The sequence below is a fragment of the Bacillus sp. RO1 genome (assembly GCF_012524115.1).
Taxonomy (GTDB): domain Bacteria; phylum Bacillota; class Bacilli; order Bacillales; family Bacillaceae_I; genus Sutcliffiella_A.
On the sequence record NZ_JAAZWB010000087.1, the window covers coordinates 86,177 to 98,697 of the forward strand.

A 12,521-nucleotide genomic window follows, 5' to 3' on the forward strand; every position below is an offset into this window, starting at 1 on the left:
CTGATGGTCAATAAAGAAACACAACATTAAAGTTGGGAAAGTTTTTCGCAGAATAGTCTTTATACCTAGCAAATCTCAATCAACTCTTGATTTTCAGGTATAAATACCTAATAGTTCAGACTTCACCTGAAAAAAGGAATAAATAAAGAGGCTGGGACATAACTAAAAAAGCCTATTAAAAGACAGAACAATATAGGTTATCTTAGGTATCGGTTTTAAATACCGCTGTTGATTTCCACAAATGGCTTCGCTTTCCTAGGGGCGGTGCTTGAGCCTCCTCGCAACGCTTGAGGGGTCTCAAGCTACCGCTATCTCCCTCAGGAGTCTTCGCCTTTTGCTCCAATCAACAGCTGGTGCACCCCAGTAACTAAATGTATCTTCTAAACGAAAAAAGACCCGAACAATTTTAATTTGAGATTTCAAATTAAAATTTGTTCGGGTTTCATTTAGACTAAAATACTTTTGTCCCAGACTCTTACTTATTTTGTGCTTGTATGGTTAAAGAGTAATTTCTTTAACAATTCATTCGATATTTGTAAATACTTATTGGAGGAGTTCATATCTCCCTTATTTTTGAAAATGTCTGCTAACCGCTCGGAGTATGTTACAGCTTTATAGAGGTTATACTGCTTCATCATGGGCAAAGCACATTCGATTAAATAATCAGTGAGTCTTTTGTCATCTTGTATGGCCTCCAAATATAGAACCATTAACTCTACATACTTACTGGACTGTTCATTTTTGAAATTCTTCAAGACATCCTTCAACATAGTAAGGGCCTTCTCATTTTCATTTAAATCGAGCAAAATTTGTACTATTTCTATTAAGGTGCCGTAATAAGAGGTAGTATGTTTGTTTTTCAAGTTAAGAGACTGAGTGAAGTAACCCAACGACTCGCGGAATCTCCCCTTTTTTTTATTCAACAAACCAAAGTTATGAAGAGCAGTTATCTTCGTGGCATCATCCTTCAGCATTTCTGCATCATTTAAAGCGGTTTCCAGCATGGTTTCCGCCCGTTCAAGGTCATTGATGTAAATTAGATTTGCGGATAAGCCTATCTTCACATGCAGGATCCGAGAGATGTTCCCGGTATTTTGAAAGATTTGCAATGCCTTATGAGAGTAGTGGAGGGATAACGTAAAATGCTTTAATAGTCCATGCACAGCAGCTTTGTAGTAGTAGAAATCGGTTACTTTATCGCTGAAAAGTTCGGCAATATTCTCTATTTTATCCATTATGGAAATCGCTTCGAAATATTGAAGTTTTTGTGCATGATAAATTCCCTGAAAGAAATCCCAAAGGTATTTTTCAAACGCAGAGTACTTGTTTATATTTTTTTTTTGCTTTTGAGAAACTCTTTCAAATTCAGAAGGATTATTTGTAAAAAGTAAATATCGAAGCTTGTATAATTCATACAAGTAGATCATTTCCGTACATTGTATATAGTCTCTATGCTCTTCCAATTCTTTTTTCAATCTTTCGGCATGATCTCTATGAAGCCTCTCCATCGCTTCATAAAATTGTGACAGCTTTCGCATTAACATCTGTGTTTTCTTATTTTCTTCCTCGATCGAAATGCCAAGTCGTTTGCAAAGCAATTCCAGGGTTTCCAGATTCACCTCTTTGGAATTATTCTCAATCTTACTTAAATGGGTCGTTGAACATATGCCCTGGCAAAGTTGGTCTTGAGTCTTATTTTGCTTTTTGCGATGGTAGTAAATAACTCTTCCAATAGACATCTTAGCACTTCCCTCTATGTATTTATCTATCATTATACAAGCTCCTACCTATAAGTTCTATAAGTCTATAAGTCTAAAGTAATAGATAAAATTACCTCAATAATGTTACAAACTAAATCTTTTGTCTGACAAAATCAATGGGTGAAGTGGGCGAAGGTGTGAAGAAAGCGAATTTAGCAGGAGCGACCGTTCAGAAAAAGCCACAAAAACGGACTGGGGCGGAGATAGCGGGTACTTCAGCAATCTTGACGGCTACTAAAGGGGGTTTGGGAGTTAGATGTTGATGATTTATGATGTGTAAAATGAAAGCTACGGGTGATGCTGTAGCTTTCATTTTGTTTATAAAAGCAATGGATGAATTAATAATAGAAAAAGTAAGACACAAAGCAGCCCATAATAATAGAACACGATGCAAGGAAGAAAGGGTTTAAGTAGCTGATTTTTTCTTTGGCAGAGGAAGGCACATAGTTTCCATTCGTCTCTATGGCTGCAGTGGCTTCCCCAAAACTAGAACCACCACCACTATACGTGACAAAGGCAGCAACAATGCTAGTAATGAATGCAACATTACTAAATCTGAAGTCAAAAACACCTCTTCATAACAGGGAATTTTAAATTATTTCCTCAATCACCTCCACCATCCTCCCCCTAACCCGCTCCAACTCCCTAACGTTCACTTCCCCTATATCTTCCTCACGATAAAACTCCCCAAACCATTGCCCTTCATACCTCGGCACCACATGCATATGGTAATGAGTCAGCTCATTAAACACGCCACCATTTTGGGTAATGGTGATACCGTCCGGTTGGTATAGGCGCTTCAACGCTTTGGATATTAATATAGAAGCTTTCATAATGGCATTGGCGGTATCCTCATCGAGGTCATCGACATCTAGGACATGTTGTTTTGGAAGAATCAAGGTATGTCCCTCATTAAACGGATCGTAGTCTAAAAAGCATGTGACATATTCATCTTCGTAGACCATATAGATGGTTTCGCTTTTGTTGGCTAATCGGCAGCCTAGGCAGTCGTTTGTCGGTTGCATGGTAGACACCTCTTATTAGTAGTTTACCCGCCGTATAGAATAGAGGGTTTTGTACAGCTGTGAAGAAATTAGTAACTATCATGATAAAAAGGATGTGCGATTATGTCGGAAGCTCAAGTTATAATTGGGGTACCAGGTAAATGGAAGTCAAGGACAGAATTGATACAAGCTATTGCCTCTCAAAGCGAAGGATGCTTAATGGCTGGCCATATCATTCATAATGCGAAAAAGGATGTAGGCTTTCAAGTGGAAGTGTATGAACAAGATCCAGGATTAAGGGACGCTTTCTACTATGCGAGTCGAGAGACGTTTGATGATGGCCTATTAGATGAGATTGAACAACACACCTTCACCGTTTATGTTATAGCAGATATCAACAGGTTCGAGGATGTTCTCGACGTAGTAGATGTTGGTGCAGGATTATTGCGATCTGGTGGTTTAGCCGTGAAGATTGAGACCACAGGGATTGCCTTTACAAAAGAAGAATGGAATCAGCTCAACACAGAACAAGAATACTTTCCTATTTATTCACACTTTGTAACCCTAATTGGTGATGAAGGCCACTACTTTTCTTGTGGCATGAAAGCATTCGGGTTGCCAGATACCGTTATTCCCTCTTCCCTTCCACCTGAAGAAGCTGCCGACCTACTCAATAACGTCAATCTATACAGCATAGTGGAAAATCCTACTTTCAGAAGTGGCGAAACATTTAGCATAGGAGAGAATACCGCCGTATATACTATCAATTTAACCAATGATACCAGGTATGAGGAAGAGGATGTATTCTATAATCCATTCGGTTTGCTCGAGCTAACACCAATTTAAAAGGGGCTAACCAAAAGAGCATTGCTAATAAAATCAATGCTCTTTCTCTTCGTGTTCACTATTCACACAAAGTTCTTCCGCTATTTCTTGTATTCGTTCGATTGAAATTCCGTTTCTACTTTCCACTGACAAAGGATGGTCAGTTGGTTCAAGCTCAATAAATGGTCTAATTCTACCTGTTCTGTGGTGGACCTTTGCCTTCAAGTTAATCGTATCAGGATAACAAGGCAATGCAGTAGAAAACCAACCAACCATTGGTTCTAATAGTTCTGGATTATTCCAGTGTTCTTTTACTTTCTTATAATTAGCTTCACTCAAGGAAACCCAAGCTCCCCAAATAAACTCTTCGTCTGTACCAATTATAGGTATTTCTAAACAACCTCGAATAAAGTAGTGTTCATTGTCCATCACACATAACTCTTCACTTAATTCAAACCTTTCTTCCCGTTCTTGTGGATTGGCAACTTCATAATAAGCTGGGGCGCGGTTTCCGTAACTAATCGGAAGTTCATCGTGGTATACTCCGCAGCAACTACACGTGTATCCTTTGATTGATGTCATTTTGCACCTCCTTTTTTACTAAGTTTCAACACCCATGCACTATTCATTAATTCTTATAATAGGATCTTGGTCGTGAAAACCGATGCACACAGCAGTTGAATTTTCATCGGAAATTGATTTATATGCTTTTGTAAATGCTGTAACCGTTCTGGCAACCAAATAAATAGTTGAGCCAATTGCTACATCACTTCTATCGAACCCATCCATTTCATAAATATTACTGAACTGTTCTAAACTTGGACCATCAAAATCCTCTATCCAATCACTAGCCCAATCGTCATCTTCGTCTACTAAATTGTTATATTCAGCACAGATAAAAAAAGCACTGTCCCAATTATTATCTAAATCATATTCAAAATAAATGGCTCTAGCTGTTTGTTCTTGTGCTATATTTAAAGACAGTTCAAGACCTTTTTTTAGTTCATTTACATATTTACTTAAATCTACTTGTTTAATTGTATTTGCTTTCTCTGTTCCAGCTAGTTCAGAACAAATAACATAAAATTTATCTTCTATTTGCTCCGAGCATTTTTCTCTTAAATCTAGTTGTAATTCATCTAAATACTCAAAAATATCCATAGTTTATACCTCCGATAAGCCTATATAAACTTTATCTATTAAAAACACTGCAACGTAAACCTCACCCGATCAAACCGCTTCGCCATCAAATCCTCTTTCTCCATACAGAAGTACAACATGCCACTATCTCCCCACATGACATCTGCCAGTTCTTCGTCCGAATCAATCTGGAACAAGAGAACTGGGTCCTTTCCATCCTCAAAAAGCTCCTCAAACACATCATTTTGAATACTCATTGGGGCGCCTAACATATAATGAGCCGGTACCACTTTACCATCCTCGTCCTTTGGCTGCACTAGCTCCTGACGGTAATCAAAATAATTCGCTTCTTCATCATCATCTGCAAAATCCAGATTCTCAGGACTTTCCGGCAATGTCACTATATTCTCAAACGAAAGTTGGAACGCCGGGAATGCAACGAATTCCGTCCTACTACTCGGGCTTTTCTTCCTCTCTAAGCCTCCGAGATCCCCATCATAATAAAGCACCTTAAAGCATCCCTCGTCCTCTTCAAATCCCCAAGGCTGCTCCAATGCTTCATAAAATAAATACAAAATACCGCTCTCAGACAACAAGTTATCTATGTCATAGGGCTTTGCTTCTGACAAATTAACTTGCAGTATAAATGTAAGATAGTTGTCTTCATAACAAGGGAACTCCCAACCAGCAGGCAAGTCTGGGGAGCCTCCTATTTTAGAAGAGCCAAGTGGGACTTCCGTTTCATCAGTTTTGATTTTGTTTAGTCTGATAGAGTTTTTAAATTCAGCGGTGACGGATGATTTTTTGTGTGTTAAGTCAAATTCCCTTAGCAATTCGTTGATATGTTGCATAGTCTTATCCCCCTTTTACGATTTTCTTCTAAAAGGTCTTCAATTGTGAGTCTTTTAGTCTCCCAGATGCTTGGTATTAACCTTTTCATCACTACTTAAACAACTCCGGTATTCTTTTACTCTTTGTTTCTGTAAACTCTTCCTCAAAAATCATACTAAAATAACCAAACTCATCTTCCTTACAAACCGCTTTTCTTTCTTCCAACATTCCATCTACTGAAAAGTGATACGCCCATACTATCTGTACCTGTAAGCTTTCATCAAAATACCTATACACCATAAGCGCATTAGATTGCTGTTGCTTATTCTTATGTAAGACTAAATTGTTTAAATAGGATATACGTTCTTCCGAATCCACATATTGAATTCCCACAACGTCATTAGGAATAAAGCCTTCTTCCGTTTAAGAAAATAGCTTCTCAACCGTTTCTTCATCCTTCATCGGGAGACTTTCTCTTTCTAGATGAAGCGCAAGATAGTGATAGTTCTCCGCCCCCTCTCGCTTGTCCCACTTCCACCAGGCTAAATCCATAGGACGCGAACGATTTTTTGACTTATCAAACTTCGAATCTTCTATAAAGCTTTCAAACCCCAGCATCTCCCCTAAGTCTGCAAAATAATTTATTTCTTTCTGCGTAAACATGGACCTGTTATGTTGCGTATTCAAATTTAGTTTCCGATAGTTTTTTACAAAGCCTTCAAAGAAGTGCATGAGGTTGAGGTGTGGTTTATTCATAGCATTCAAGCCCTTCCTTTTACAGATGTTCACTTAATTTTCTTCCTTAATTAAAATTCTACAAAAACCAACAACATCCTTTATTTTCCACAACAAAAAGACATGCATCACATGTCTTTTTGAAAAATATTAAACTAATACTTCTTTGTCACTTTCCAACAACGGCGTCTCCACCCCAACACCTAACTCCCTCAACATCTTCGCAATAGTTAACATCGCACTCTTCGGATTTATCTTTGTCTCTATGTAGTAGGTCTCACCTGTATGAATAGATTCGTAGGTGTGTATAGACGCAAACTTCTTCCTATCTTTGTGAATAGGTTGTAATGCGAATGCATATCGTTTTCCATTGTTGCCACCACCTAGGATAATGCCTTCTTCCAATTGTTCTCTTAGTGGCAAGTTTTGCTCTTCCATCCACCGCAATGTTCTCTTGAAGAGATCAGGGACTTTGTCCGCAACAATAACAAACTCATCATTGTTATGTTTCACGATGACTCTAAGTTCATCCCATCTTTTATAGATGTTCCGCTGAAATGGATTGGCAAAGTTCCAGGTTTCTTCTATATCACTCTCTTCATCCAGAATCCACTTGATGGTTCTAAAAACTTCCCCGTAAGTATCGTTCACAACATTCTTCACATAGTTTCTTTCTTCACTTTCGTCTTCTGCTGCTATTTTTGTCACAGCTTTAAATACATCTTCAAAGCGATCATATAGGGAACGGACTAACACACGCTCTTCTTCAATTGTAGCAAGTTTCTCGCGTTTCCCTTTATAAGGCATACGTAAAGCGTCTAAATACTGTTGGATAATAGGCTTTGCAAACGCATTTAAATCGGGATTCTCCAGGCATGGCATTAAGACGATGTCCACCAATTGCTGATAGTCTATCCCAATCCACTCGGAGCTTCCGAACGTTTCCTTATTGCTTTCCTTGATTTGACTCTTTGGAACCAAACCTACCAACAAATACTGCTCATCCTTAAAGGTTTCCTCAAACTTTCGCAAGTACTTGTTACATTGTTTTACGTCTACTCTTGCATACACTTTTTGCTCCACTGCCAGAATTAACTTTTTCACCTGGATAGGATCTGTATCATCCACAATATTCACTTTAAAAAAGACATCGAGTCTTCCCTTGTCATCACTACCTGCTGTTTCCTCTAGTGTATCCAGCTCCATGATATTCAGCTTATTAATATCTTTTTCCGCTACTACCTCTGGATCTCTGAATTGCTTCATATTCAGCATGGCAATATCGGTAATTTCATCAATGTCAGCATCCGCTGAGTCAGCTACAGCCATCAGAAATCGCTGAAAAGGATAATAACCAAGATTATGTTGTTCGGTAGGGTCCAATAACCAAGACAAGAATCTTGAATGCCAAGTTTCCAAATGAGTGGCACCAGCCACATGAAAGACATTCGGTCGATCAATGAGGAACTTTAACGCCACAAAATCCTTATCCATTGTTAATTCGTAGAGCATTCTTTTAAGTGATTTCATAATGTGCACCTTCAATTCTTCTATTTTTTCACACCAGTATTTAATTGATAATATATCTCTCTGGCCCCTTAAATACTTCCTTCACATGCCAGTAAATAAAGTCATCTTTAGGGTAGTAGCTTGCCTCTATCGGCTTTAAAATCTCATTCCCGTGGTATCGCATCAGCCATTCATCAAATCCATTTGTTCCATGAGCATCCTGTGAAACAATCATTCTGCAATCATTATTGATTGTAAAAACGCCTCTATCAAAAAGCTTATGGTGCAGGGAGCATAGGGCAATACCGTTCTCTTCTACATCAGGGCCTCCAGCCTGGTGCCATTTGATGTGAGCAGCTTCCACTCCTACCAAAGTATGTGCCAGCCGAACATTAAACCCACAAACAGCACAGCTATACCCGTATGCTCTAAGAATCTTATCTCTAAATTTCGAATCTCGTTTTCTCTTTTTGGTATAGGTAAATAAGAAGTCCAGTCCAACCGCACTCAAAATATCATCATGAATGGAAGCAGGAAAATGTTGTTCAAGAATTATCTGAGCAAGCTCCGAAATGAGATTCATATTATCTTTTAACGTCTTATATACCTCAGGGGTAAATCCGCCAGCAACAGTATCCTCAATCAATTTCCTATTATTAGGACTTGATAGATCAACAGGCTTGTCCAATTCCCAAATGCCATCTCTCGAAAGTCTCACAAACGGTTCCTCTGGATGATAAGACTTTCTGATAGGTCCAAAATCCACTAACAACTACTTTAGATCCTGTCCAGCTTGCTCATAAGGCAAAAACCTAGGATTACCTTTCTGCAACTGTCCCAAAGCATACAATAACAGTAAAGGCTTATGTGGAGCCCTTTGGTTCCCCTTTTTCCATATAGTTAAATTACTTATTGAATTTTTTATTTCATCAAGATTCATCCTGCTTACCGTCCTTGACTTCTATTAAAAGTATCTTCTCTTGGAATCCACCGCGTTTGTCCGTTTTTTCTTTACGTACTTTCTCTACTTCTTCCATTGAAAAACCATGATAGTTTGCTAGAGCATGGATAACTTCTAGTAAATCAGCTAGTTCCTCCACTGCTTCCTCGTTTGATTGGGCTGCACAGTACTCGTCCAGTTCTTCATAGCCCTTGTGTTTAAGATATTTTATGTAATCATCGTCATTTAACCTCTCAGTTTTGTACTTCTTACCTGTTGCTTCTATAATTTGTGGTATTTTATCTCGGACTAGTTTGTTGTAGGTGGGCATGGGTAACACCTCAGACTAAATTTATAAAGTATAGAACGGTATTCATCTAATTTAAATACCGTTCTTAGTTGTTAAAGTTTACTATAATAATCACCAATTTTTTTCGCCATAAGTGATCTTCTTTGTTGTAAGAATTCTTCATAGTTACTATGATTCAAGTCAAAAATCGAATCCGGAATACAGTTCATTTCCAAATTTCGCGTTAAATAATCCCTGTTATCAATTTCACCAATCTTTTTGCTATCGTTCTCAATCTGTTTTTTTACTGTTTCCATGTAGTCCTTTGGTGATTGAGCTTTGACTGCTAAATTCACTACTTGTTCAGTGTAAGCGTAATTTGCAATTTGGTTGTACTGCCTAGTATTATTAAATCCATTGTTCTGTAAATATTTTTTAGGGAAGACGTGGTGAACATCTCCTCTTTCTTCAATCAACTGTTGAACTGTAATAGATTTTGATAGAAAAGCATTATCTTTATCGTAAATCTGTGACATGACAAAAAGATTAAAGTAAGGACTACTAGTTACGGAAGTATCTAAATTAGTTGGCAGAATATTGTCCCAATATGCTTGTGATAATTCCCCAGCTTCCACCTTTGTTACATAGTCCATAGGGTTCTCCGATGAATTAAAACGTTTTATGTCGAAATCAAACATAGATTCAGGCGATCCTGAATAACGTTCCGTCAATAAGGATGCCACCAACCATTTTCTTACCACTTTATTTATGGTTGAGTCATTTACCTTCTTTTCTCTCAATAGCAAGAACAAGGCATAGGCAAAATTCAAAGCATTTTGAGAACGTACAAGCTTTGCATTTATGACACCCGCCGATTTCAGAATCATTATAAACCGTTTGAAGTTAGTTTCACTTATAAACTTTAGTACCCCATCATGAAGTCTTTCAAAAGAATCTTTAACAATATCTTCTTTATATTCTCTTGTTTCAAAGTCCCTACCTGACAATAAACTTACAAGATTGGAGAGTCTCCCTCTAAGGAATTTAAACGTAAAAGCAACCCTTAAGAGGTCAGAATAACTTGGTTCATAAATATTTGTATTATAACCTTTAAGCCACTTAATCTTGTAAAAGTTATCCGTTTCTGCAAACTCTTGATCATTGTGTACAATTTTGTCGTATATTGAAGGACTCTTAATTAAATGGCAAAAATAATCTATTGTTTTCCGAATTAAAGGTCCATTATGTACATCATTAACTGATACTTTTGACATTGCAAAGTCTGCTTGACTTAGTGTAACGCCAGCAGAATTTATCCTTATAAAAATTTCTGTCACAACCTCAATATCCAAAGTATGAGCAAGTTCAATAACCCCTATAGAGCTATACTTCATACTCGTTAACTTCTGTAAAATTTCATTGAGTTTATTATTACTTATTTCAGGATTCGCCTTACAATACTGATGAATAAATCCAAATGTATCAAACCCTTGGTCAAATACTTCAGATATATCTGGTATCCATCTCCTATCTTTCAGTATAGCTGGATTTTGCACTTCAAATGCTTGCTCCATAGGATTAAAAGCAATTTTAATCCTTCTTTTACTATATTCTTTTGTGACAACCTCTTTACCCGATACTGCAGCCATTATAGCAGTTACCCTTTGCTGCCCATCAATAAGAATTTTCTTTCCATGTGACACTGTACCATCTTTGAGTCGCGCGTCTGGATTTTGCCATGTAATTATATAACCCACTGGATAATCATTATATAAAGAATCTAATAAGTCCCTTACTTTAGAAGGTTTCCATACAAAAGGACGTTGGATTTCTGGAATAGCTACGATTCCTTGTTCAATCCAACTAACTAACGCATTTATGTTAGTGTTATTGACTTGATAATTGGACATATCTTCACCACCATATTTGAGTATTGAGGAATATTTACTGTTTCGTATAAAAACGAATGCTCTAGCAGAGGTTAGTCTATATTTCTATTCTATCAAAGATTGTTTGTAAAAAAATACTAATAATCATACAGAAATTAACTATCCTTTGCTAAGATACTATTATAGACTATAAATATTATTGTTTAGGAGCATGCTGATGAAATACGAAACGATAGATGAACTAATGGACAAAGCGTATCAAGCGGAAGGTAAAACATTTGGGGAATTAGATAATACCGGACGAATAAAAAAAATCAAATCTAAAGGGACTTTAGGACATATTATTGAAGAAAGTTTCTTTGGTTACTCTGTTAATTCAATCGCGGAGCCTGACTTTGTGGAACTTGGTGTGGAGTTAAAAGTAACTCCTATTAAGAAGAATAAGAACGGAACTCTTTCCTCGAAAGAACGACTAGTATTAAATATTATTGATTATATGAAAGAGTTTGAATTAACCTTTGAAACCTCTTCTTTTTATACGAAAGCTAATAAAATGTTAATTATGCTTTATCAATATGAGAAGGAACAAAGTTTAGGGGATTATAGAATTTTAAAAGTATTTTTAAACGAGTTCTCTGAAGAAGACTTGGCTGTAATCCAAAGAGACTGGGAGATAATAGTAACTAAAATTAAAAACGGGGAAGCTCATCTAATTTCTGAAGCTGATACCATGTATCTCTCTGCATGTACAAAAGGCGCAAACAAGGATTCCGTTCGAAAACAGCCTTTCTCTCCATTGAAAGCAAAACAACGTGCCTTTGCTTTAAAGGCATCTTATATGACAGGTATTATACGGAAGCAATTAACACCAGATCATTTAGAAAGTCTTTCTACTCACCAGGAATTAAAAGAAAAAACATTAGAGCAAATTTTACAGGAGAGATTCAAGCCGCACTATGGGAAGAGAATAGATCAACTTTGTCGTGAAGTAGGCATACCATACAACTCCAGAAATAAATCCATGGTCCCTCATATTATGACAAAGCTGCTCGGGGTTAAGAAAAATAACCTTTCTGATATTGAAGAGTTCGCAAAAGCAAACATCACATTTAAAACTGTTAGCCTAGAACCTAACGGTAGTTTAAGAGAACATATGTCTTTTAAAAACATAGATTTCAAGACATTTTTACATGAGGATTGGGAAGAGAGTGAACTTTACGAGTTATTTGCAGGACAAAAGTTTCTTTTCTTAGTTTTCCGTTATACCGAAGAGCACCAGCCAAAAGTAAAGAGAATCCCATATTTTGAAGGAATAAAATTGTGGAATATGCCGCAAAAAACAATTGAAGAAGAGTTATACGGGTTATGGAATGAAATTGGCGATGTTTTAAGATACGGGGTAAAGTTAACTATTATAGGGAGTAAAACTTATAATAATCTTCCTGGTCCTAAGTTTAATAACCTTTGTCATGTTCGACCAAAGGCTAAAGATAGCAAGGATAAAGTAAAACTGCCCGATGGTCAATATATTACAAAGCAGTGTTATTGGCTAGATAAACAGTACGTATTAAGTATCTTGGATAAATAAAAAAACTGGGA

General features: G+C 37.1%; 12 protein-coding genes and 1 pseudogene. 2 read left to right on the forward strand and 11 right to left on the reverse strand.

Going from position 1 to position 12,521, the window contains the following annotated elements:
• Nucleotides 1–479 precede the first annotated feature (479 nt).
• Both HC179_RS17185 and HC179_RS17190 read right to left on the reverse strand, forming a co-directional pair.
• Nucleotides 480–1,772 (reverse strand): helix-turn-helix transcriptional regulator, encoded by a 1,293-nt coding sequence (locus tag HC179_RS17185; protein WP_168865430.1) that lies wholly within the window; start codon nt 1,770–1,772, stop codon nt 480–482.
• A 578-nt stretch (nt 1,773–2,350) separates the two neighbouring features.
• Complete coding sequence (locus HC179_RS17190; RefSeq protein WP_168865431.1) at nt 2,351–2,785, reverse strand: HIT family protein; 435 nt, start codon at nt 2,783–2,785, stop codon at nt 2,351–2,353.
• A gap of 102 nt (nt 2,786–2,887) precedes the next feature.
• Here HC179_RS17190 and HC179_RS17195 point away from each other — a divergent pair, with 102 nt between their 5' ends.
• Nucleotides 2,888–3,610: a DUF4261 domain-containing protein gene (locus tag HC179_RS17195; RefSeq protein WP_168865432.1), complete on the forward strand. Its 723-nt coding sequence runs from the start codon at nt 2,888–2,890 to the stop codon at nt 3,608–3,610.
• A 33-nt stretch (nt 3,611–3,643) separates the two neighbouring features.
• On the opposite strand, the gene HC179_RS17200 is transcribed toward HC179_RS17195, so the two are convergent.
• The 9 genes and pseudogenes from HC179_RS17200 to HC179_RS17235 form a co-directional block, all read right to left on the reverse strand.
• On the reverse strand, nt 3,644–4,171 hold the full coding sequence (locus HC179_RS17200) for a DUF2199 domain-containing protein (RefSeq protein ID WP_168865433.1): 528 nt from the start codon (nt 4,169–4,171) through the stop codon (nt 3,644–3,646).
• A 39-nt stretch (nt 4,172–4,210) separates the two neighbouring features.
• A complete protein-coding gene (locus HC179_RS17205) occupies nt 4,211–4,750 on the reverse strand; it encodes a hypothetical protein (RefSeq protein ID WP_168865434.1) in 540 nt (179 codons plus the stop codon).
• Nucleotides 4,751–4,788: 38 nt separating this feature from the next.
• Nucleotides 4,789–5,580: a YwqG family protein gene (locus HC179_RS17210; protein ID WP_168865435.1), complete on the reverse strand. Its 792-nt coding sequence runs from the start codon at nt 5,578–5,580 to the stop codon at nt 4,789–4,791.
• Nucleotides 5,581–5,671: 91 nt separating this feature from the next.
• Nucleotides 5,672–5,938 (reverse strand): hypothetical protein, encoded by a 267-nt coding sequence (locus HC179_RS21075; protein WP_240948565.1) that lies wholly within the window; start codon nt 5,936–5,938, stop codon nt 5,672–5,674.
• A gap of 45 nt (nt 5,939–5,983) precedes the next feature.
• The gene (locus tag HC179_RS21080; RefSeq protein ID WP_240948566.1) at nt 5,984–6,316 is read right to left on the reverse strand and encodes a hypothetical protein; all 333 of its coding nucleotides are present in this window, start codon (nt 6,314–6,316) and stop codon (nt 5,984–5,986) included.
• 129 nt (nt 6,317–6,445) lie between these two features.
• Complete coding sequence (locus HC179_RS17220; protein WP_168865436.1) at nt 6,446–7,825, reverse strand: PD-(D/E)XK nuclease family protein; 1,380 nt, start codon at nt 7,823–7,825, stop codon at nt 6,446–6,448.
• A 40-nt stretch (nt 7,826–7,865) separates the two neighbouring features.
• Nucleotides 7,866–8,744, reverse strand: a pseudogene (locus HC179_RS17225) (phosphorothioated DNA-binding restriction endonuclease).
• A complete protein-coding gene (locus HC179_RS17230) occupies nt 8,734–9,075 on the reverse strand; it encodes a nucleoside triphosphate pyrophosphohydrolase (protein WP_168865437.1) in 342 nt (113 codons plus the stop codon). The pseudogene HC179_RS17225 and the gene HC179_RS17230 overlap by 11 nt, the downstream one beginning before the upstream one ends.
• Nucleotides 9,076–9,146: 71 nt before the next feature.
• The gene (locus tag HC179_RS17235; protein WP_168865438.1) at nt 9,147–10,943 is read right to left on the reverse strand and encodes a DUF262 domain-containing protein; all 1,797 of its coding nucleotides are present in this window, start codon (nt 10,941–10,943) and stop codon (nt 9,147–9,149) included.
• A gap of 196 nt (nt 10,944–11,139) precedes the next feature.
• On the opposite strand from HC179_RS17235, the gene HC179_RS17240 reads away from it, so the two are divergent.
• Nucleotides 11,140–12,510, forward strand: a complete 1,371-nt coding sequence (locus HC179_RS17240; RefSeq protein WP_168865439.1) for a Sau3AI family type II restriction endonuclease — start codon at nt 11,140–11,142, stop codon at nt 12,508–12,510.
• The last annotated feature ends 11 nt before the right edge of the window (nt 12,511–12,521 follow it).

Coding starts and splice junctions, on each gene's coding strand:
- HC179_RS17185 (WP_168865430.1), bottom strand. CDS start 1,772: ATGATAGATAAATACATAGAGGGAAGTGCTAAGATGTCTATTGGAAGA.
- HC179_RS17190 (WP_168865431.1), bottom strand. CDS start 2,785: ATGCAACCGACAAACGACTGCCTAGGCTGCCGATTAGCCAACAAAAGC.
- HC179_RS17195 (WP_168865432.1), top strand. CDS start 2,888: ATGTCGGAAGCTCAAGTTATAATTGGGGTACCAGGTAAATGGAAGTCA.
- HC179_RS17200 (WP_168865433.1), bottom strand. CDS start 4,171: ATGACATCAATCAAAGGATACACGTGTAGTTGCTGCGGAGTATACCAC.
- HC179_RS17205 (WP_168865434.1), bottom strand. CDS start 4,750: ATGGATATTTTTGAGTATTTAGATGAATTACAACTAGATTTAAGAGAA.
- HC179_RS17210 (WP_168865435.1), bottom strand. CDS start 5,580: ATGCAACATATCAACGAATTGCTAAGGGAATTTGACTTAACACACAAA.
- HC179_RS21080 (WP_240948566.1), bottom strand. CDS start 6,316: ATGAATAAACCACACCTCAACCTCATGCACTTCTTTGAAGGCTTTGTA.
- HC179_RS17220 (WP_168865436.1), bottom strand. CDS start 7,825: ATGAAATCACTTAAAAGAATGCTCTACGAATTAACAATGGATAAGGAT.
- HC179_RS17230 (WP_168865437.1), bottom strand. CDS start 9,075: ATGCCCACCTACAACAAACTAGTCCGAGATAAAATACCACAAATTATA.
- HC179_RS17235 (WP_168865438.1), bottom strand. CDS start 10,943: ATGTCCAATTATCAAGTCAATAACACTAACATAAATGCGTTAGTTAGT.
- HC179_RS17240 (WP_168865439.1), top strand. CDS start 11,140: ATGAAATACGAAACGATAGATGAACTAATGGACAAAGCGTATCAAGCG.